Genomic DNA, 20,525 nt, shown 5'->3' with positions numbered 1-20,525 from the left:
AAAATTATTGTTGTTGAATAGAATTGACTTACAAACAGTTATACATCATTGCATAAAAATAAATATAAAACAGAAAATTGTAAATTTTAAGAAAATTTTTATTGTCACTCTTTGGATATAACTATACAATATAAAACAACAGAAATAGAATTAAGCAGAAAATCGTTTAACAAAGGGAAAGTACAGGTGATTTAAGTGGAAGAAAACCTTCTCAGTGTAAGGAATTTAACAACATCCTTCAAAATTGATGGAGAATACTATCCAGCAGTGGATGATGTCTCATTAGATATTAAACCTAATGAAGTAGTCGCCTTAGTTGGAGAGTCAGGATCAGGTAAGAGTGCAACAGCCTTTTCTCTTATGAAACTACACCGTGCAGCAAGAATCGAGGGAGAAGTTTTATTCAATGGTAAGGATCTTATGAAGATCAAAGAGAATAAGATGAATACAATTCGAGGCGGAGAACTATCAATGATCTTCCAAGATCCAATGACAGCTCTAAACCCTCTGATGAAAATTAAGTATCAAATTATGGAAACGCTTAAGATTCATAAGACAAAGAGAAAAGAAGATAGGGAAGAATATGCAATTGAGCTTTTAAGAAGGGTAGGAATTCCAAGAGCAGAAAGAGTTGGGGAATCATTCCCTCATGAACTTTCAGGTGGTATGAGGCAACGTGTTGTTATTGCCATTGCGATTGCCAATCGTCCGAAGTTATTAATTGCCGATGAACCAACAACAGCACTAGACGTTACCATCCAGGCTCAGATTTTGGATTTAATTAGAGAGTTACAAGATGATTTAAATTCAGGTGTTTTACTAATCACTCACGACTTAGGTGTCGTTGCAGAGATGGCAGATAGGGTTGCAGTTATGTATGCCGGGCAAATTGTTGAAATTGCACCAGCTAGAGAATTGTTTAAAGACCCGAAACATCCATACACGAGATCTCTGTTGAACTCTTTACCGAGCGATGATGTACAAGGATCTAAATTACATGTCATTGAAGGTGTTGTTCCACCTTTAAATAAAATGGAAAGAGATTCTTGCCGTTTTGCACCACGTATTCCGTGGATTGATGATGATGAACATGAACACAATCCACAGTTAAGAGAGATCAGTCCAAATCATTATGTTCGCTGTACTTGTTATAAGAATTTTTATCTTAAATCTGATAGAGAAACATCTATTGAAGTTGAAGCGGCACAAATGGAAGAAATAGACGAGGTGACAGAATGAGTAACCTTCTTGAAATCAAAGATTTAAAAGTATATTACCCAATTAGGGGTGGTTTCTTTAATACCGTTAAGGATTATGTCAAAGCAGTTGATGGGGTGTCACTGACTATACCAGACGGTACTACATATGGACTTGTAGGGGAGTCCGGTTCGGGGAAAACAACAACAGGTAAGGCAGTGATTGGACTTAACCATATCACTGAGGGAGAAATTTTATTTAAGGGGAAAGCAATTAGCGGTAGTGGTAAATCAGTGGAGAATTCAAAGGAGATTCAAATGATTTTTCAGGATCCTTATTCTTCATTAAATGTACGTAAACGTGTCTTTGATATCGTTTCTGAACCGATTAGAAATTATCATAAACGCACTAAAGATGAGCTTATAGCTGAAGTTTTGGGGTTACTACAAAAAGTAGGATTGCCACCAGGCTCTCTCTATAAATACCCACACGAATTCTCAGGGGGACAAAGACAGAGAATTGGGGTCGCAAGAGCGATTGCTTTAAATCCGGAATTGATTATTGCAGATGAACCAGTTTCCGCTCTAGATGTATCAGTTCAGGCTCAAGTTTTAAACTTCATGCAAGATATTCAAGAAGAAATGAACTTAACAATGCTCTTCATCGCACATGACTTAGGGGTAGTCAGACACATGTGTCAGCATATCGGCATTATGTATCAGGGTCGTCTAGTTGAAGAAGGTACAACTGAAGAGATTTTTAATAATCCTCAACACCTTTATACGAAGCGACTCATTGCAGCGATACCAGATACAGATGTAGATAAGATTGAAGAGAATCTTGAAGTTCGTCAAACGATTAAAGAAGAGTATGAAGAACATTTCCATGAATATTTAGATGAGGAAGGTAAGGCATTGCCGTTGGTAAATATTTCTCCGACGCATAAAGTCGCTTTACCTGCAAAGGGGTGACGCTTGAATGATTAAATTTATTATTCGACGACTAATAATTTCACTGCCACAAGTTATTTTATTAAGTATATTAGTATTCTTTATCGGTTCACTTATGCCAGGTGATGCTTTAAGTGGACTCATTGACCCAACCATACCAGTCGAACAGATCGAGCGTCTAAGAGAACAAATGGGCTTGAATGATCCATGGTATATCCAGTACAAAGACTGGGTTGTAGCCATGTTACAAGGTGACTTTGGACATTCATTCTTCAAACAACAACCAGTACTCGATGTCATCGGTGATCGTATGTTGAATACAGTTTGGTTAGGTTTATTCTCAACAGTATTAATCTACTTAATCGGTCTACCACTTGGATTAATTTCAGGTCGTTGGAATGATTCATTGTTAGATAGTGCGATTACTGGATACACATACTTAGGATTTGCAACACCAACATTCATCTTCGGTCTTGTAATGCTCTTAGTATTTGGTTATACACTTGGTTGGTTACCAACTGGAGGATCCGTCGGTGTCGGTGTGACACCAGGAACGCTTGAATATGTAATCAGTAAGTTCCAACACTTAGTATTACCAAGTTTCTCTATTGCACTGATTGGTTTAGTTGGAACGGTTCAATATTTAAGAAGTGGAATTATTGAAACTAAGCAAAAAGACTTCGTTACTTTAGCGCGTGCTAAAGGGGTATCTGAAGGTAAAGTGTATACAAAACACATTTTCAGAAACTCAATTCTACCTATCGCAGCATTCTTTGGATATGAAATTACATCACTGTTAGGTGGATCACTATTTATTGAAACAATTTACGGATACCCAGGTATGGGTCGTTTATTCCTAGAATCAATTTCTATTCGCGACTTCTCAGTTGCTAACGTCTTGATTTTAGTCTTCGGTATGTTATCGATACTCGGTGCATTACTGTCAGATATTATTTTAAGCATTGTGGATCCTCGTATCCGCATCAAATAAGGAGGGGTGTAAATGTCAGAGAAAGATAAGAACAAAGATGAGCAATATAAAAACTATGAGCATGATGACGATACAGATAATAAGGACCACACCCCAACGAAAGTGCGGGACGGTTTCCAAATAGAAGATGAAAAATCTTCAAGTGAAGCAAGAGAACTAGATATGAGTATTAAAGCAGATCTTCCTCATGGTGTAATGGGGCAGGGTGCAACTGATATGAAACGCTTACCTAAGAGTAAGCCAGGTTGGAGAATCTTATTTGAAGAAGTTATTTCAGATAAACTCGCCTTATTCTCACTGATTATTTTAGTGATTATTACAGCTTATGTATTCGGATTGACTATGTTTTTAAATCAATCAGAAATTGTTAAGGTTGACCTATTTTCTATCAACCAACCACCTAATGACACTTTTAGATTAGGAACTGACTATGGTGGCCGTGATATTTTTGGTCAATTAATTATCGGTACTAGAAACTCATTAGCTATTGGTATTTTAGTTACTGTTATTAGTGTTGGTTTTGGAATAGTTTACGGTGTCGTTTCAGGATACTTTGGTGGACATATAGATAATGCGATGATGCGTGTTGTCGACTTCTTCATGGTTCTACCATTCTTAATGATCATCGTAGTATTTGTTGCAATCGTTCCAACTTATGATATTTGGACATTCTCACTTATCATGGCAGCCTTCTTATGGACGGGAACTGCAAGACTTATACGTTCAGTTGCTATGCAGGAAAGAGAACTCGATTATGTTAATGCATCTAGAACACTAGGCTCATCACACATCAAGATCATCTTTAAACAGGTAATGCCTAACTTAGTCGGTCTAATTATCGTTAATGGTACCTTGTCACTTGCAGCCAATATCGGTATTGAGTCAGGTCTATCATTCATCGGTTTCGGTTTCCCTGAGAGTACACCATCACTTGGTACTCTAATGGCATATGCGATTCAAACACAAACACTGCAAAACAGATGGTGGATATGGGCACCTGCTGCCATTCTCATCCTAGTGTTAATGCTATGCGTTAGAAATATTGGTGAAGCACTTAGACGTGCAGGGGATGCTAGACAGCGTAATGCATAAAAATAACACAATTTTCTAAAAATTATCTTGTATGTCTGAATTATTATGCTACTATGAATAATAAGTAAAGATTACAAAAAATGTATGCTTAACTTCGATACATAAGTTCAGGGTCTGGGCTTTGTATATATATCAAAAAAAGAACAAAGGAGGAAGAACAATGACTAAAATTTCTTGGTCAAGGCTTTTATTCTTCATGATGTTAGCGCTTGTCCTTGCACTTGCTGCATGTGGCGGAGGCGACGAATCATCTGAAGATTCATCTGACGAGTCTAGTGATGATGCATCATCTGATGAATCAGGAGATACAGCAGAAGGGGGAGGCGAAATCTACAACTATGAAGATTTCCCTAAAACAGTTTCTAATACAGGAGATCCATCAGGTGAGGGTACATTAAACATCGGTTACTCTTCTGATACACCATTTGAAGGTACATTAAACTGGGCTTTCTATAACGGTGCACCAGATGCAGATATGATGGCTCACTTTGATGAAGCAGTATTATCTATGAATGCTGACTTCCAGTATACAAATGATGGTGCGATCACATACGAAATCAACGAAGACGATAAAACAGTAACATTTACTGTTCGTGATGGTGTTAAATGGCACGATGGCACTGATTTAACGATTCAAGACTACGTTTCATCATATGAAGTAATCGGTCATCCTGATTATGATGGTGTCCGTGGTTCTACAGATGGCTTTACATTAATTGAAGGATTTGAAGAGTACCGTGCAGGAGATGCAGATGAAATCTCAGGTATTGAGATTGTTGACGATAAAACTGCAGTATTTACTTACAAAGAGCTTGCACCATCACTCACTGCTGGTGGTTTCTGGGCTTATGCTTTCCCAACTCACTACTATGAAGGTGTAGAAGTTAAAGATATGGCAGCAGCACCACAAACTCGTGAGAATCCAATTGGTATTGGACCTTACAAAGTAGATTCAATCGTATCTGGTGAATCTATCTCAATGTCTAAATTCGAAGATTACTGGCGCGGTGAGCCAGGACTTTCAGAAGTTAACGTTCGTGTAATTGCACCATCTTCAATTGCGAGTGCAGTTGAATCAGGTGAAGTTGACATTGCTAAGAGCTTCCCAACTGACCAATTCCCAGATGTCGCTGACATGGAAGGTGTAGAATGGTTATCAAACGTTGAAGGTTCATACACTTACATCGGTTTCAAACTTGGTTCTTGGAACGCTGATGAAGGTAAAGTAGACTACAAACCAGAAGAAATGAAAATGGGTGACGTAGAATTACGTCGTGCAATGTGGCATGCAGTTGATAACGATGCGATTGGTGAAAGATTCTACAACGGCTTACGTTGGAAGGCAACTTCTCTAATTACTCCATACCATGCAAACTGGCATGAAGAAATTGAAGTACCTGAATACGATCCAGAAGAAGCAAATCGCATTCTAGATGAAGCTGGTTACGAAGATACTGATGGCGATGGTATGCGTGAGACTCCTGAAGGAGAACCACTTGAAATTAACTTTGCGTCAATGTCTGGTGGAGATATCGCTGAACCACTTGCAAACTACTACATCCAGTCTTGGAGAGATGTTGGATTAAACGTATCACTTACTAATGGTCGTCTAATCGAATTTAACACATTCTATGACATGGTTGAAAATGACGATCCTGAAATTGATATCTACCAAGGTGCTTGGGGTGTTGGTTCTGATGTTGACCCATCTGGTCTATATGGTCCGACTGCTCCATTTAACTACACTAGATATGAATCAGAAGAAGCGACTGCTTTACTAGAACAAGGTAACTCAGAAGAAGCACTTGATATCGACCGTAGAAAAGAAATCTACAACGAGTGGGCTGAGTTAATGGCAGAAGAAATTCCTGTAATTCCTACACTTTACCGTGCATTCGTTACTCCAGTTAATGAAAGAGTAATTAACTACTCTGAAGACTATGAGTACAATGAAGATCTATTATGGTACCGTGTTGGTGTAGAAGACGCAGAATAATAGAAATATTGAGCACTGAAATCCTTAAGGATTTCAGTGCTTTTTTCATGAATAAAAGTTAGTTTAAAATTGCCTAAAGGGCCGACTTATGCTAAATTAGTACCTAGTAATATAATGAGATTATAAGGTGTGAATATAATGACAAATGTAGGTATTCTCGGCATGGGTTCATATGCACCAGAAAAAGTATTTACGAATTTTGACTTCGAAAAAATACTTGATACTTCTGATGAGTGGATTAGAGAGATGACTGGTATTGAAGAAAGACGTTTTGCTGAAGATATGGATACGAGTGATATGGCTTTAATTGCAGCAGAAAGAGCAATTGAAGATTCAGGAATCTCTAAAGATGACATTGACTTTGTCGTAGTAGCAACATCGACTGGTGAACATAAGTTCCCGACAGTTGCTAATACAATACAAGATAAATTAGGTTTAAAAAATGTGCCTTCAGTAGATCAATTAGCAGCTTGTTCTGGTTTTATATACGGTTTAGCATCTGCTGAAATGTTTGTAAAATCTGGTCGATATAAAAATATCTTAGTCGTCGGTGTAGATAAGCTCACTAAGATTACAGATTTTGAAGATCGTTCAACAGCAGTACTTTTCGGCGATGGTGCTGGAGCTGCTGTTGTAGGAGAAGTAGATGAAGGATTTGGAATTAAATCTTTCGAACTTGGAAGTAAAGGCTCAGGCGGAAAATATCTATATGGTGATAAAGAAAAAGGCTATATCCGTATGAATGGGCGAGAGGTATTTAAATTTGCAGTCAGACAAATGGGTGAATCTAGCGTCAACGTAACAGAAGCTGCAGGTTTATCAACTGAGGATATTGATATGTTAATTCCGCATCAAGCTAATATTAGAATTATGAATGCGGCACGAGAGCGCATGGGCTTGCCATATGATAAAATGAGTGTAACCGTGGATAAATATGGGAATACTTCTGCTGCATCGATTCCACTTAGTTTAGACTATGAGATTAAGAATAATCGCATAAAGGCCGGAGACAATATTGTACTGGTTGGATTTGGCGGCGGTCTAACTTGGGGCGCAGTATGTTTAACTTGGGGAAAAAGAAGGAGGACTCTTAGATGAGTAGAAAAAGAGTTGTAATTACCGGTTTAGGTGCAGTGACACCGATTGGTAATACTGCTAAAGAAACATGGGCAAATGCCTTAAAAGGAAAGAATGGTATCGCAGAAATTACAAATATCGATACTGAGCAGTTCAATGTTCATATCGGTGGCGAAGTTAAAAATTTAAATATAGAAGATCATATAGATAGAAAAGAAGCTAGACGTATGGATAAGTTTACTCAGTTTGCAATTATCGCAGCTGATGAAGCGGTTAAAGATGCTAAATTAGAAATTACAGATGATAATGCTGAAAGAATTGGCGTTTGGATTGGTTCTGGTATTGGTGGAATCCAATCTCTTGAAGATGGGTTTATCGCTTTAACAACTAAAGGACCAAGACGCGTTAGCCCATTCTTTGTACCAATGATGATTCCTGATATGGCGAGTGGTCAAGTATCAATTAGACACGGCGCTAAAGGACCGAATGGTGCGACTGTGACTGCGTGTGCAACTGGGACTAACTCGATTGGGGATGCTTTTAAAATCATCGAACGTGGACAAGCTGACGTCATGATTACTGGTGGAACTGAAGCACCAATTACCAATATGGGTGTAGCTGGTTTCCAAGCGAACAGAGCACTATCAAGTTCAAATGACCCAGACTATGCTTCACGACCGTTTTCTGCAGACAGAGACGGTTTCGTCATTGCAGAAGGTTCAGGTGTCGTTGTCATTGAAGAATTAGAACACGCTTTAGCACGTGGTGCGCATATCTACGCAGAGATCGTCGGCTATGGTTCAACAGGAGATGCTCATCACATTACAGCACCAGCACCGAACGGTGAAGGTGGCGCGCGCGCTATGAAAGAAGCATTAAAAGATGCAGGTATTGAAGCGGAGCAAGTTCAATACATCAATGCTCATGGTACAAGTACGCCATATAATGATGAATTTGAAACGATGGCAATTCGTACGGTCTTCAAAGACCATGCAGATAATCTTTTAGTTAACTCAACTAAATCTATGACCGGACACATGCTTGGTGGTGCTGGTGGTATGGAAGCAATCATTACTGCTATGAGTTTACAAGAAGGTAAAGTACACCCGACAATTAACTTAACGAATCAGGCACCAGAGTGTGATTTGAATTATGTTAAAGATGGTGCGGTAGACTTAGATATTGAGTATGCAATTTCAAACAGCCTTGGTTTTGGTGGACATAACGCAACACTTGTCTTTAAAAAATATCAAGCTTAATAAATGAAAAGTGGATTTGACTAAAAGTCAAATCCACTTTTTTTATGGAAAAATCTTATTTACGTTTACGTCCTAAACCGAGAGCTCTTTCCATTTTTTCAATCATTTTATCAGCTTTGAAACTCGCCTTGTCTCGGCCTTCATCTAAGATTTCATCGAGTTTATCACTATTTAAATAGTAATTATATTTATCTTGGAACTCTATTAAGAACTCTTTGACAACTTCGCCTAAATCTTTTTTGAATTCACCGTAGCTTAAGCCTTCATATTGCTGTTCTAAGTCACTTACTTTTTTATCAGTAAGAGAACTATAGATGGATAGTAAGTTTGAAATTCCTGGTTTATTCTCTTTATCATACTTAATTACTGTGTCTGAATCCGTCACTGCTGAACGTATTTTTTTAGCAGCTTGATTTGGATCATCTAAAAGCGTGATAAATGATTTTTGGTTATCATCACTTTTACTCATCTTCTTAGTAGGATCATTCAAACTCATTATTCTACCGCCGACTTCCGGTAATTTAATTTGAGGTAGAGTAAAGATATCGTTGTATTTAGCATTAAATCGTTCAGCAACATTACGAGTGTATTCAATATGTTGTGTTTGGTCATCACCAACAGGGACAACATCAGCATTATATAAGAGGATATCTCCTGCCATTAGTGGTGGATAAGTTAGTAAACCAACTGAAATACCGTCTCTTTGATTTTGTTTTCTTGCTTTATCTTTAAATTGAGTCATGCGCTCTAATTCACCAATGTAAGAAATACATTGCAACATCCAAGCAGCTTTTGCGTGAGCTGATACTTCACTTTGGATGAAGAGCGTAATCTTTTCAGGGTCTAAGCCACTTGCAAGGTAAATTGCAGCAAGTTTACGAGTATTCTCTCTTAGCTTCAGACGGTCTTGTGGAACAGTTATAGCATGTTGATCAACAATACAAAAGTAAGAGTCATATTGATCTTGTAACTCTACGAATTGCTTATAGGCACCGATGTAGTTTCCAATTGTCGGAATGCCGCTTGGCTGGACGCCAGAAAATAGTGTTTTCATTTTTTCACCTACAAAATTATTTATTATCTACAATATTAATACTCTTTGATTAATTGCGCAATTAGCTTAGAAAATTCAATCTGCTATATACTTTGACCTTATTTGATGTTACAATAAGTAAGTAGAGGGATATAAATGAGATAAAAGATTCAGAAAATTAATAAAAATTTTTTTAGATTATTACAATATTCTCATTTTATTTTAATGTTTATCCCCTATACTAAGAATTGTCAGCAAGAGACGGCAGTGTATACTTCAGTCAAATGTTTAGTATTTACTGTTTAAGGGAATAGACTCTTGTTAAATTAAAAATTGGAGTGTGAGTTACATGGTAGTATTATTTACTTCTCCAAGTTGCACGTCATGCCGCAAGGCAAAAGCATGGCTCCAGGAAAATGATATTTCATACACAGAGCGCAATGTATTTTCAGAGCCCTTAACTTTAGATGAGGTTAAATCAATTTTAAGAATGACTGAGTATGGAACAGAAGAAATTATTTCTACTCGTTCTAAAACTTTCCAAAAATTAAATGTTGATATCGATAGTCTTCCAATGAATGAGTTATACACATTGATTATGGAAAACCCTGGATTGCTTAGACGTCCAATTATTATGGATGAAAAACGTTTGCAAGTTGGTTACAACGAAGATGAAATTAGAAGATTCTTACCTCGTAGCATAAGAACTTTACATCTAATCGAAGCAAAACGCTTAGCAGAACTGTAAGTCTAGAATCATAGTATAAAGTAAATTGATATATATACAAAGAAAGAAGCCTGTAGATGATTTGCCATCTGCAGGCTTTTTGTCCTATAATAAATAGACAAATCTAAAATTTGGTATTATCTAAAAAACCCTAGTATAATAGGCAGAAATGATGGTAAGGGAGTGAAGAGGATGAGAATTGAGAGAGTAAACGACTCGACCATTAAGTTCTTTCTGACGTATACCGATATTGAGAGCCGTGGCTTCAATAAAGAAGATCTCTGGACGAATCGTCAACGAGGAGAAGAGTTCTTTTGGACGATAATGGATGAAGTGAATAATGAACAAACTGAAGACTTTGCCATGGATGGTCCTTTATGGATTCAAGTGCATGCTTTTGACAAAGGTATAGAAGTCGTCGTTTCTAAATCCCAAAATGAACACGATCCATACGGCATGGAACCTTACACCATGAATATAGAGAACCGTGATTTAGAGTCCTATATCAATAAAGCAATCGATAATGAACAAAATTATAATCATACGCATAACGATATTCCAGTAACTTCTGAACCATTAACAGTACACTTCAGTAATTTTGAAGATTTAATTAAATATAGTCATGAAACCGAACATGATGAGACAATCTATGAAGATTTACTATATGTCCTGGATGGTCAGTATTACTATCAGTTATTCTTTGACTACAGAATTCACTTTGATCGCATGGAAGGAATAGAAACAAAATTGCTCGAGTACAGTGAGCCAAGTCAAATTGCCACTGCTTACTTGGAAGAATACGGTAAAATTATCATGAGTAATAATGTTAGAAGGCAGATCAGAAGATATTTTCAAGAAAAATAATTAACTTGTTTCAAAAAAATATAAAACCTCTTTTATCTATATAAGTAGAATAAAGAGGTTTTTTTATGTTTTTAGCTAAAAATGAAACAGGACAACAAGTTTTAGCTGTTGATGGTCAAAAGGGTGTAAATTACTTCTGTTCAGTTTGCGATTCACCGGTCATTTTAAAATATGGGAAAATTAAAGTTCCACATTTTTCTCATCAGCATATAGAACATTGTACGAGATATTTATATAAGCGAGAATCACTCAGACATCTACAGTTAAAGCATGACTTATATAAAGAATTAAACAATTATTTTAATATTGCCATGGAATACTACTTAGCAGACATCGATCAAATACCAGACTTACTAATCAATCACCATACAGCATTAGAAATACAGTTGTCTCGTATTAGTCCGGACTTACTTAGTTCAAGGTCAAGAGGTTATTATAAGCAAGGTATAGATGTGATTTGGTTGCTTGAAGATAAAAAGATAAAAAAGGAAGGAGGATTATTAAAACTGAATCATTTTCAAATCTCAGCAATCACTAAGGGAGGACTTTATACAATTAGTGAAGCTGATTCTCTAATTAAAAGATATGATATTCGACATCATCTTGGTTTTAATCGATTTACTTACAAATTGGAAGAAGTTCCTTATCCTCAGATTTTAAAGGCTAGACAAAGTACGGTTGACTTAGGATATTTTAAAATGACTCGTGACCAAATTAAGTATTTAGTGGAAAAAGAAAGAGCACAAAGATCTGTTTTAAATCCGACGCTTAGTTATATGTATCAATTGAATCTCCAAGTTAAAGATTTACCTAAATTTCTTTACTTTGTTTCACCACTAGAGAAATATATTTTAAACTCACCGCTCGAGTGGAAGCTATATATTTACTATCATACATCACGTAATCGTTTTGCTTTAAATGATTTTAGACGCTTTATCAAGTTGAGAGTAATGTCAGATTTACCTGATCGAGATTTTCTCATTGATCAATTACTTCGTTTCTATATAAATATTTTTCGGTTTTCGGAATAAAATGCTTGAATTGACAGAAAATTATTGAGAAAATTGTCTTATCTAAACGGGAGGTATTTATAATGGGAAAACTAATTACTAGAGAACAGCAAGAAGTTGAAAACACATGGGATTTAAGCTCCATCTTTGAAAGTGACCAAGCCTTTGACCAAGCTTTTGAATCTATTGAGTCTAAACTAGATCAAGCGGAAAAGTTTAAGGGTGGTTTTGATTCATCAGATAAACTACTTGAAGCTTTAAAAACAGAGCGTGAACTCGGTAATGAACTGAGTAAATTATATGTCTATGCACATTTAAAACATGACCAAGATACTTCAAATGACACATATAGTGCTATGGAAACTCGTGCAAGAGGATTAGCCGTTAAATTTTCATCTGCTTGGAGTTTCTTAGTACCTGCAATTATGGAGATTCCAGAAGACACACTCCAAGCTTATGCAGAAGAAGACAGCTTTAAAGAGTTTAAATTTGATCTAATCAACCTAAATAAAAAGAGACCTTATATTTTAAGTGATAAAGAAGAACAGTTGCTTGCTGAAGCTGGAGAAGTGATGCATACACCATCTCAAGTTTATGGCATGTTCAATAATGCAGATATCACTTTTGAAGCTGCGGTTGATAAAGATGGTAAAACGCATGAATTGACTCAAGGTAATTTTATTGAATTATTAAAGTCTGAAGATAGAGTATTACGTGAATCTGCTTATAAAAACTTATACAGTTCTTATGACAAATTTAAAAATACCTTAAGTCAAACTTTAGCTGGTGAAGTTAATACTCATGTTTTTAGTGCATCGGCTAGAGGTTATGATTCAAGTAGACATCAAGCATTAAGTAACAATCATATTCCAGAGAAAGTCTATGACACACTTGTAAAAACTGTAAATGATAATCTTCATCTTTTACACAGATATACAGAAATCCGTAAAAAATTCTTAGAACTTGATAGTTTGAAGATGTACGATATGTATGTACCTCTTGTTGATGATGTTGATTTTAACATGACTTATGACAATGCTAAAGAATGGTTAGTTAAAGCATTACAACCACTAGGTGAGGAGTATATTAGCATCATTCAAGAAGGTCTAGACAATCGTTGGGTAGATGTATATCAAAACAAAGGTAAGCGAACTGGTGCTTATTCTTCTGGGACATATGGTACAAATCCATATATCTTGATGAACTGGCAGGACAATGTCAATAACTTATTCACTTTAGCTCATGAATTCGGTCATTCAGTCCACAGTTATTATTCAAGAAAAAACCAACCTTCAAATCTAAGTGGCTACTCAATATTTGTTGCTGAAGTGGCATCTACTTTTAATGAAGCACTCTTAGCCGATTATATGTTTAATAACTTAGAAGATGATAAGCAAAAACTTTATCTTTTAAATGAACAACTAGAAGGATTTAGAGGTACAGTTTTCCGTCAGACAATGTTTGCAGAATTTGAGCATAAAATTCATCAATTGAGAGAGTCCGGTCAACCATTGACTGCAGGTAAATTAAATGAAGTATATGGAGAGTTAAACAAGAAATACTTTGGTCAAGCAGTTGATTATGATGATGCAATTAGTGTGGAGTGGGCAAGAATCCCTCACTTCTATATGAATTATTACGTCTATCAATATTCTACTGGTTATTCTGCAGCAGCAAGCTTGTCTAAACAAGTATTAGAAGGTGGCAAAGATGTTGCCGAGCGTTATATTGAAGAATTCTTGAAAAAAGGCTCATCTAACTATCCAATTGAGATCTTAAAAAATGCAGGTGTAGACATGACTTCAAGCGAACCAATTCAAAATGCACTCCTAGTATTTGAAAAACAATTAGATCAATTTGAAGAATTGTTGAGTAAAATAGAGAAATAAGAATGTGAATTCGTTTACATTATGACAATAATGTGAAAAACTGTTCAAAGTGTTGCTCCATCCCAATAACCGTGTTATATTTAACTCATGAAAATTTTATCACTGAAAACATACCCCTTTGTTAACAGTATAAAATTTCTCCCATCCCCTTTGTTTGAGCAGTACATTATAGAAGATGTACTGCTTTTTTTATACAAAAAATAGGCTTAGAGTCTACTCTTAGATTCTAAGCCTATTTTAATGCTTATGTTGAAGACTTTCTTTAGTACTTTTCATTTGATAAAAATCTTGATTATCAACATTAATGACTTCTATTAAGCGTTGCAGTCTCAATTTTTTCAACTCATTTAGTAACAAACCCGCTCGCCATTCAAAAATTGTTTTTAGTTCATCGAAACTGACAAATTCATAGGCGCGGATATACTCTAATATACTTGGGAGTTGTTTCTTTTCTATTTCTATATTGAGTAGTTCATTGATGATATAAGTGTATATATGATAGGGATAAGATCCTTCAACTTTCACACCTTCTTCATGGACGTCACCAGAGAAAAACACCATTGTTGGAAGACTTTCTACATCCATTTCTCTATATACCGCTAAATCATATTTAAGCATGGTATCCAAGTTAGGCGATTGTAAATCTTGATGAAAAGTCGTGATATCAATACCAGCTAATCTTGCACTATCGTCAATCATTTCTTGGGTACAGATTGAATTTTTTGGAGAGATTCTATTGAATATATATCTGATAAAGGCTCTTGCTTTAGAGCGACCCTGTATTTCTGCTGCCTTGTAGGCTAGTGCGACATTATCCTTATTTGATGTAGACTGAGCCTGGCACTTAGTCAAGACCGATAGTGAAGGTGCTAATACCTTCTTAATCGATACATGGTCTCTATATTCAATGAGTAGTTTATTTATGATTGGTTCCATAGCGATACATTCTTTTGAAAACGGATCAAAGAAGTAATATATTTCAACTAGATGATTAGTCGGCTCCATTACGAGCATGTCATCATTTTTATTTTTGCTCACACTTTTCACCTCTGTATTCATGCACAAAATCAATCTTCGCTATTTACCATATGGTTTGCTGTTAGTGAGTATCTAGCCATTAGATATTCACGTAACTCCTCATCAAGACCAACATCCTTAATTGCTTTTTCCATATTTTCTAACCAAGCCTCACGTGCTTTTGGTGTGATTTTAAATGGCATATGTCTTGCACGCATCATTGGATGACCATATTTCTCATTATAAAGATTAGGCCCACCTAGAAATTGTGTTTGAAATAACTTTTGTTTATAAGCTGTTTCAGTTAAGTCATCTGGGAATAGGTGATTAATACGTTCATCTTTACCTACGTAACCGTAAAACGTATCGATCATTTCGTATAGTTTTTCTTTACCAATAATATTATAGACTAAAGGCATTAGTAACCCTCTTTCTGATTAGTTAGAACTTGAAAGAAGCGTGCGCTTTTAACTGTTTCTTCTCGTCGTACAATACCATATTCTGAAAGAATATGATTGATATCTGCTTGACCACTTGCAGTATCTGGCGCTTCGAATTCTAACTCATAATCTGTTTGTCCAAGATAAGTGCTCTTGTCTAAGACTAAAAGACCGCTTCGATAAGCTTTTTCTAGACGTTCTGTAATTAAACTGCCCTGTATTGAGAAATTGGTCATTTCTATATTCAGCTCGTTTAATTTAGTCTTTATGCTCTCAGGTATGATAGATTCATCTATGTGACTCCCTTGATTTAAGTTAACATCAACTTCACCTGAATATTCATAGACCACGTTTTGTCCTTCAGGTACTTTTAAAGTCATCATTTGTCTACCATCTTTAGTTCTAATTCGGAGCATTAATCTATGGTTTATTAAAGTAAGATCATCATTATCAATGTAGTAGTTAGTCTGAGTTTTAGCTACATCATTTTGGAAATGATTCTTTAATATATTATTATATTCTTCTTGAAGAAGTAAATTTTTAAATTCTATCTCTTTTTCAATCACGTACATCACTCCTCATTAGTATTATCCTTAATTACAAATAGTGTGTAAAGCAATCAGATTACATATAGAAGAATTCTGTTGATATGGTAAAATTAAAAGCGATAGATAGGAAGTTAGACCGTTAGGCGTGAGGAGGACTATAACATGGAAGAATGGAGTATATTTTTAGCGCCTTATAGACAAGCTGTTGAGGAACTGAAAATTAAGTTAAAAGGAATTAGAAAAGACTATCAGATTACCAGTCAATCATCACCTGTAGAATTTGTGACATCCAGGGTTAAGCCTGTCCAAAGTATCATCGAAAAAGCAAGTACCAGAAATATTCCTTATGATAATCTAAGGGCACAAATGTATGATATCGCAGGTATCAGGATCATGTGTCAGTTTGTAGATGATATCAGTGTAATCACAGAACATATTCGGTCAAGAAACGATATGAGAATAATTGAAGAAAGAGATTACATTGAAAACACTAAAGAGAGTGGTTATCGTTCCTATCATATAATAATTGAGTATCCTGTTGAAAGTGTACATGGCAGGATTAACATCCTTGCTGAAATACAGATACGTACACTTGCCATGAATTTTTGGGCAACGATTGAGCATACTTTAAATTATAAATATTCTGGTGAGTATCCACCTGAAATTAAAAATCGTTTACAAAATGCAGCTGAAGCAGCTTACTTACTTGATAAAGAAATGTCTGAAATACGTGAAGAGGTTCAAGAAGCTCAGAAATACTTTTCTAAGAAAAGAAACATATAGAAAGTGGTGGCAAGATGAGATTCGTAATCGTGTCTAAAGGAGATACTAAATCCAATTCATTAACTGATAAGATGGTCAATTACATGTTGGGTATGAATATGGTTTTAGATGAAGAGAATCCTGAAATTGTAATTTCTGTAGGTGGAGATGGGACTCTCTTACAAGCATTTCATCGCTATCAACATATTGTAAATCAAGTATCTTTCGTAGGTGTTCATACAGGACATCTAGGATTTTATGCAGATTGGGGACAAGATGAGGTCGAGCGGTTAATTATTGCCTTGAAAAATGATGAATTTGAGACTGTAGAATATCCTTTAGTAGAAGTGTTAATCCATTATGATACTGTGGGCATGGAAACTAAGTATCTGGCACTTAATGAGGCGACACTTAGAATGACAAATGGCTCAACACTAGTAATGGACGTTGAGATTCGCAATCGACACTTTGAAAGATTTAGGGGAGATGGCTTATGTATTTCAACCCCATCTGGTTCTACGGCCTATAACAAGGCTTTAGGTGGTGCCATCATTCATCCATCTATTGAAGCTGTACAAATGACAGAAATTGCATCCATAAATAACAGGGTATTTAGGACTGTAGGTTCCCCTTTAGTTTTACCAAAACATCATTTTGTCAATGTTAAACCTGTCAATAGCGAAGAATATCAGATGACCATAGATCATATTAACTTAGTCCATAGAGGGGTTAAGTCAATTCAATATTCAGTAGCTGAGGAAAAGATTAAATTTGCACGTTTTAGACCATTTCCTTTCTGGCAAAGAGTGCATGATTCATTCATTTCCTAAAGATTAAAAGAGAGTAGGTACAATGATGTCGAGAGATGAAAGAGATATCGATTTTGAAGCGGTGACAAATGAAGCCATTGATTTTCTTAACAAGGAGGACATGGATGGCTTTAGAGCAATATTTTTAGAACTCCATAATTATGAACAAAGTGAAATTTATCAAACTTTAAGTGATCAAGAAAAAAACACTCTATATAAATTTTTAAGCCCCGAAGAAACTGCAGACTTTTTTGATCATCTAGAACTAGAACCTGATGAATATGAAGACTTATTCGATAATATTGATGCGAGATATGCAGCACATATAATTGGTGCCATGCAATACGATAACGCAGTAGATATATTAAATGAAATTTCTAGGGAAAAGATGACTACTTTCTTGTCTCTCATGAATAAAGATGATGCATCTGAAATCAGAAGCTTGATGAATTACGAAGAAGATACTGCGGGTGGTATCATGACCACGGAAATCATCAGTTTAAACATTCTGATGACAGTACGTGAAGCAATGAGACATATTAAAGAAATGGCGCCGGACTCTGAAATGATTTATTACTTATTTGTAACAGACCCAGAAAACCATCTGGTAGGTATCATTTCCTTAAGAGAACTCATCGTCGCAGATGATGATGATTATATTGGTGATGCTATGACTGAGCGTGTCGTTTCAGTTCGTGTGTCTGATGACCAAGAAGAAGTTGCGCAGATTGTTAGAGACTATGACTTCTTAGCTGTACCAGTTGTAGACTACCAAGACCATTTAGTCGGTATTGTCACAGCAGATGATATCATGGACGTTATTCATGAAGAGGCTGGAGAAGACTACTCACGTCTAGCCGGTATGTCAGATAACGAATCCACATCAGACTCTGCTTTAGAAACTGCCAAAAAACGTTTGCCATGGTTGATTGGGCTCACTTTTATGGGAATGATTACAGCTTGGATGTTGTCTTTCTTTGAGGATACACTGGCTAAAGTCGTCCTTTTAAGTGCTTTTATTCCAGTCATCTCAGGAATGGCTGGTAATACTGGGACTCAATCACTGGCTGTTGCCATTCGTGGTATTTCAACTGGTGAGATTAAGGAATCGAGTAAATTGAAATTAGCCGGTCGTGAACTTGGTTCAGGATTTTTAACAGGTGTTGTCTGTGGTATTGTTATCTTTTTAATTATTATTGTCATGTATCAGGAACCAACACTTGGTATTATCGTGAGCGGCAGTTTAATAGCCTCTATGTCAGTAGCAACAATAATTGGTACGATTGTTCCACTAATGATGAATAAAGTTGGTATTGACCCAGCAATCGCTTCAGGGCCATTTATTACTACGGCAAACGATATTATTAGCCTATTAATTTATTTTGCCTTAGCAAATGTATTTATGGCGAGCTTGTTATAGTAATATTTCTTGCATTCATCTAAGATAAAATGTAGATTAGTAGTAGGTACTAATACTAGGGATGAATTAGGAGGAGTTCTTAATGGACTTATCAGGAAAAACGTATGTAATTATGGGAGTTGCCAATAAGAGAAGTATTGCATGGGGTGCAGCACGTGCACTAGATAAGATGGGTGCTAAACTTGTCTTTACTATACTCGGTGAACGTTTTCGTAAAGAACTAGATAAATTGCTTCAAGAGCTTGAAGGAGATCACGACTTAATCGTTGAATGTGACGTATCTAGTGATGAAAGTGTAGAAAATGCCTTTAAAGAAATCGGTGAAAAAACTGGTGGAGTAGACGGTGTCATGCATGCCATTGCATTTGCTAACAAAGATGAACTAAAAGGCGGCATTTCAGATACAACAAGAGAAGGTTTCAAGGTTGCACTTGATATTTCTGCTTATTCACTATTAAGTGTTGCTAAACACTCTAAAGCAATTCTAAACGAAGGCGGTAGCCTTGTCACAATGACTTATCTAGGTGGAGAACGCGCAATGCCTAACTATAATGTGATGGGTGTTGCTAAGGCTGCTTTAGATGCTAACGTTCGCTACCTTGCTTATGACTTAGGTGAATCAGGATTCCGTGTCAATGCAGTATCTGCAGGACCGATCCGTACATTAAGTTCATCAGCAGTAGGTGAGTTTAAGACAATTCTTAAAGAAATTGAACAACGTGCGCCACTTCGTCGTAACGTTGACCAATTAGAAGTCGGTAACACTGTTGCCTTCTTACTAAGCGATCTTGCAAGTGGAATTACTGGTGAAGTTGTCCACGTTGATAGTGGATACCACATCATGGCATAAGTTAAAAACAAAAAACTGAGATATGAAAAAATTCATATCTCAGTTTTTTTATTGACCTAATTTGAAAGTATCAGTGACATGCCAGATACCATTGTCTAGTTGAACACATAAACTAATCTTATCTAGTACTTCACTGTGTTCTATACCTATCATTTTTAAATGACTATATACATCCTCAAATTTTTGAGTTGTATCTTCTTGGGCTAGTGTGAAGTGAGGAACAAATTGATGAGTGGATTCACCATAAAAATCACCTTTATTTAAGCTATCGTGAATTGAAGTCAATGTTTCATTAGGCTCAACTTTAAAATAAATAACTTGAGCAGTCGGAGCAAAGCTTGAAACTTTTTTGATTTCAATTTCTGTTGGTTGATGTTTACTAGCAACGTGTCTAATAAACTCTTCAATATGTGGTTTTTCATGTTCTTCAGCTTCGAAAGCTTCTTTTACTGTAATGTGTGGTGCGATATACGCATATCTTGAATCGTAGCGTTTACGATATTGGTTTACAGTATCTTGAAGTTTTTTAGAAGGAAAAAGAGCGATTCCAAATTTCATTTAAAAAGCCTCCTTAGTGATTTGAATCAAGTATAT

20 protein-coding genes are annotated in these 20,525 nt (G+C 36.0%); 15 read left to right on the top strand and 5 right to left on the bottom strand.

Annotated features, from left to right (window positions below):
* The first annotated feature begins 195 nt into the window (after positions 1–195).
* The 7 genes from JEOSCH030_RS08960 to fabF all read left to right on the top strand — a co-directional run bounded on the left by JEOSCH030_RS08960 (position 196) and on the right by fabF (position 8,562).
* Positions 196–1,239: an ABC transporter ATP-binding protein gene (locus JEOSCH030_RS08960; RefSeq protein WP_185126296.1), complete on the top strand. Its 1,044-nt coding sequence runs from the start codon at positions 196–198 to the stop codon at positions 1,237–1,239.
* Entirely contained in the window at positions 1,236–2,168 is a 933-nt protein-coding gene (locus JEOSCH030_RS08955; protein WP_185126295.1) for an ATP-binding cassette domain-containing protein, read from the top strand. Before JEOSCH030_RS08960 ends, JEOSCH030_RS08955 begins: the two co-directional genes overlap by 4 nt.
* A 7-nt stretch (positions 2,169–2,175) precedes the next feature.
* Positions 2,176–3,138: an ABC transporter permease gene (locus JEOSCH030_RS08950; protein WP_185126294.1), complete on the top strand. Its 963-nt coding sequence runs from the start codon at positions 2,176–2,178 to the stop codon at positions 3,136–3,138.
* A gap of 195 nt (positions 3,139–3,333) precedes the next feature.
* Positions 3,334–4,230: an ABC transporter permease gene (locus JEOSCH030_RS08945; protein WP_235962280.1), complete on the top strand. Its 897-nt coding sequence runs from the start codon at positions 3,334–3,336 to the stop codon at positions 4,228–4,230.
* Positions 4,231–4,390: 160 nt separating this feature from the next.
* Positions 4,391–6,226 (top strand): oligopeptide ABC transporter substrate-binding protein, encoded by a 1,836-nt coding sequence (locus JEOSCH030_RS08940; protein ID WP_185126292.1) that lies wholly within the window; start codon positions 4,391–4,393, stop codon positions 6,224–6,226.
* Positions 6,227–6,364: 138 nt separating this feature from the next.
* Positions 6,365–7,324 (top strand): beta-ketoacyl-ACP synthase III, encoded by a 960-nt coding sequence (locus JEOSCH030_RS08935; protein WP_185126291.1) that lies wholly within the window; start codon positions 6,365–6,367, stop codon positions 7,322–7,324.
* A complete protein-coding gene (gene fabF / locus JEOSCH030_RS08930; protein ID WP_185126290.1) occupies positions 7,321–8,562 on the top strand; it encodes a beta-ketoacyl-ACP synthase II in 1,242 nt (413 codons plus the stop codon). The genes JEOSCH030_RS08935 and fabF overlap by 4 nt, the downstream gene beginning before the upstream one ends.
* Before the next feature lie 55 nt (positions 8,563–8,617).
* Here fabF and trpS read toward each other — a convergent pair whose 3' ends face one another.
* Complete coding sequence (gene trpS / locus JEOSCH030_RS08925) at positions 8,618–9,616, bottom strand: tryptophan--tRNA ligase (RefSeq protein ID WP_185126289.1); 999 nt, start codon at positions 9,614–9,616, stop codon at positions 8,618–8,620.
* Positions 9,617–9,944: 328 nt separating this feature from the next.
* Between trpS and spxA the strand changes: the two genes are divergently transcribed.
* The 4 genes from spxA (at position 9,945) to pepF (ending at position 14,085) form a co-directional block, all read left to right on the top strand.
* Positions 9,945–10,343 (top strand): transcriptional regulator SpxA, encoded by a 399-nt coding sequence (gene spxA / locus JEOSCH030_RS08920; protein ID WP_185126288.1) that lies wholly within the window; start codon positions 9,945–9,947, stop codon positions 10,341–10,343.
* Between the two features lie 171 nt (positions 10,344–10,514).
* Positions 10,515–11,186: an adaptor protein MecA gene (gene mecA / locus JEOSCH030_RS08915; protein WP_185126287.1), complete on the top strand. Its 672-nt coding sequence runs from the start codon at positions 10,515–10,517 to the stop codon at positions 11,184–11,186.
* A 65-nt stretch (positions 11,187–11,251) separates the two neighbouring features.
* A complete protein-coding gene (locus tag JEOSCH030_RS08910; protein WP_185126286.1) occupies positions 11,252–12,217 on the top strand; it encodes a competence protein CoiA in 966 nt (321 codons plus the stop codon).
* Between the two features lie 62 nt (positions 12,218–12,279).
* Positions 12,280–14,085: an oligoendopeptidase F gene (gene pepF / locus JEOSCH030_RS08905; RefSeq protein ID WP_185126285.1), complete on the top strand. Its 1,806-nt coding sequence runs from the start codon at positions 12,280–12,282 to the stop codon at positions 14,083–14,085.
* Between the two features lie 237 nt (positions 14,086–14,322).
* Here the strand turns inward: pepF and JEOSCH030_RS08900 are convergent, their stop codons facing one another.
* Genes JEOSCH030_RS08900 through JEOSCH030_RS08890 form a run of 3 tightly spaced genes read right to left on the bottom strand, consistent with a single transcriptional unit; the run spans position 14,323 to position 16,108 of the window.
* On the bottom strand, positions 14,323–15,144 hold the full coding sequence (locus tag JEOSCH030_RS08900; RefSeq protein ID WP_185126284.1) for a DsbA family protein: 822 nt from the start codon (positions 15,142–15,144) through the stop codon (positions 14,323–14,325).
* A gap of 8 nt (positions 15,145–15,152) precedes the next feature.
* A complete protein-coding gene (locus JEOSCH030_RS08895; RefSeq protein ID WP_185126283.1) occupies positions 15,153–15,521 on the bottom strand; it encodes a globin domain-containing protein in 369 nt (122 codons plus the stop codon).
* Positions 15,521–16,108: a CYTH domain-containing protein gene (locus JEOSCH030_RS08890; protein WP_185126282.1), complete on the bottom strand. Its 588-nt coding sequence runs from the start codon at positions 16,106–16,108 to the stop codon at positions 15,521–15,523. The genes JEOSCH030_RS08895 and JEOSCH030_RS08890 overlap by 1 nt, the downstream gene beginning before the upstream one ends.
* Before the next feature lie 144 nt (positions 16,109–16,252).
* Between JEOSCH030_RS08890 and JEOSCH030_RS08885 the strand changes: the two genes are divergently transcribed.
* The 4 genes from JEOSCH030_RS08885 to fabI all read left to right on the top strand — a co-directional run bounded on the left by JEOSCH030_RS08885 (position 16,253) and on the right by fabI (position 19,931).
* Positions 16,253–16,873 carry a GTP pyrophosphokinase gene (locus JEOSCH030_RS08885; protein WP_185126281.1) on the top strand — a complete coding sequence of 207 codons (621 nt, stop codon included), beginning with the start codon at positions 16,253–16,255 and terminating at the stop codon, positions 16,871–16,873.
* A 14-nt stretch (positions 16,874–16,887) separates the two neighbouring features.
* Entirely contained in the window at positions 16,888–17,682 is a 795-nt protein-coding gene (locus tag JEOSCH030_RS08880) for an NAD kinase (protein WP_185126280.1), read from the top strand.
* A 25-nt stretch (positions 17,683–17,707) separates the two neighbouring features.
* Positions 17,708–19,081 (top strand): magnesium transporter, encoded by a 1,374-nt coding sequence (gene mgtE / locus JEOSCH030_RS08875; RefSeq protein WP_185126279.1) that lies wholly within the window; start codon positions 17,708–17,710, stop codon positions 19,079–19,081.
* Between the two features lie 82 nt (positions 19,082–19,163).
* A complete protein-coding gene (gene fabI / locus JEOSCH030_RS08870) occupies positions 19,164–19,931 on the top strand; it encodes an enoyl-ACP reductase FabI (RefSeq protein WP_185126278.1) in 768 nt (255 codons plus the stop codon).
* A gap of 48 nt (positions 19,932–19,979) precedes the next feature.
* On the opposite strand, the gene JEOSCH030_RS08865 is transcribed toward fabI, so the two are convergent.
* A complete protein-coding gene (locus tag JEOSCH030_RS08865; RefSeq protein WP_185126277.1) occupies positions 19,980–20,489 on the bottom strand; it encodes a 2'-5' RNA ligase family protein in 510 nt (169 codons plus the stop codon).
* Between the last annotated feature and the right edge of the window lie 36 nt (positions 20,490–20,525).

Source organism: Jeotgalicoccus meleagridis (genome assembly GCF_903994045.1).
Taxonomy (GTDB): domain Bacteria; phylum Bacillota; class Bacilli; order Staphylococcales; family Salinicoccaceae; genus Jeotgalicoccus; species Jeotgalicoccus meleagridis.
This window is presented reverse-complemented; position numbering and strand designations above follow the sequence as displayed.

What these genes read in the sequence shown, in the direction of transcription:
- trpS (WP_185126289.1), bottom strand. Translation starts at nt 9,616, where the DNA reads ATGAAAACACTATTTTCTGGCGTCCAGCCAAGCGGCATTCCGACAATT.
- JEOSCH030_RS08935 (WP_185126291.1), top strand. Translation starts at nt 6,365, where the DNA reads ATGACAAATGTAGGTATTCTCGGCATGGGTTCATATGCACCAGAAAAA.
- pepF (WP_185126285.1), top strand. Translation starts at nt 12,280, where the DNA reads ATGGGAAAACTAATTACTAGAGAACAGCAAGAAGTTGAAAACACATGG.
- JEOSCH030_RS08880 (WP_185126280.1), top strand. Translation starts at nt 16,888, where the DNA reads ATGAGATTCGTAATCGTGTCTAAAGGAGATACTAAATCCAATTCATTA.
- JEOSCH030_RS08955 (WP_185126295.1), top strand. Translation starts at nt 1,236, where the DNA reads ATGAGTAACCTTCTTGAAATCAAAGATTTAAAAGTATATTACCCAATT.
- JEOSCH030_RS08865 (WP_185126277.1), bottom strand. Translation starts at nt 20,489, where the DNA reads ATGAAATTTGGAATCGCTCTTTTTCCTTCTAAAAAACTTCAAGATACT.
- JEOSCH030_RS08940 (WP_185126292.1), top strand. Translation starts at nt 4,391, where the DNA reads ATGACTAAAATTTCTTGGTCAAGGCTTTTATTCTTCATGATGTTAGCG.
- fabF (WP_185126290.1), top strand. Translation starts at nt 7,321, where the DNA reads ATGAGTAGAAAAAGAGTTGTAATTACCGGTTTAGGTGCAGTGACACCG.
- fabI (WP_185126278.1), top strand. Translation starts at nt 19,164, where the DNA reads ATGGACTTATCAGGAAAAACGTATGTAATTATGGGAGTTGCCAATAAG.
- mecA (WP_185126287.1), top strand. Translation starts at nt 10,515, where the DNA reads ATGAGAATTGAGAGAGTAAACGACTCGACCATTAAGTTCTTTCTGACG.
- JEOSCH030_RS08945 (WP_235962280.1), top strand. Translation starts at nt 3,334, where the DNA reads ATGGGGCAGGGTGCAACTGATATGAAACGCTTACCTAAGAGTAAGCCA.
- JEOSCH030_RS08900 (WP_185126284.1), bottom strand. Translation starts at nt 15,144, where the DNA reads ATGAATACAGAGGTGAAAAGTGTGAGCAAAAATAAAAATGATGACATG.
- mgtE (WP_185126279.1), top strand. Translation starts at nt 17,708, where the DNA reads ATGTCGAGAGATGAAAGAGATATCGATTTTGAAGCGGTGACAAATGAA.
- JEOSCH030_RS08950 (WP_185126294.1), top strand. Translation starts at nt 2,176, where the DNA reads ATGATTAAATTTATTATTCGACGACTAATAATTTCACTGCCACAAGTT.
- JEOSCH030_RS08895 (WP_185126283.1), bottom strand. Translation starts at nt 15,521, where the DNA reads ATGCCTTTAGTCTATAATATTATTGGTAAAGAAAAACTATACGAAATG.
- JEOSCH030_RS08885 (WP_185126281.1), top strand. Translation starts at nt 16,253, where the DNA reads ATGGAAGAATGGAGTATATTTTTAGCGCCTTATAGACAAGCTGTTGAG.
- JEOSCH030_RS08910 (WP_185126286.1), top strand. Translation starts at nt 11,252, where the DNA reads ATGTTTTTAGCTAAAAATGAAACAGGACAACAAGTTTTAGCTGTTGAT.
- spxA (WP_185126288.1), top strand. Translation starts at nt 9,945, where the DNA reads ATGGTAGTATTATTTACTTCTCCAAGTTGCACGTCATGCCGCAAGGCA.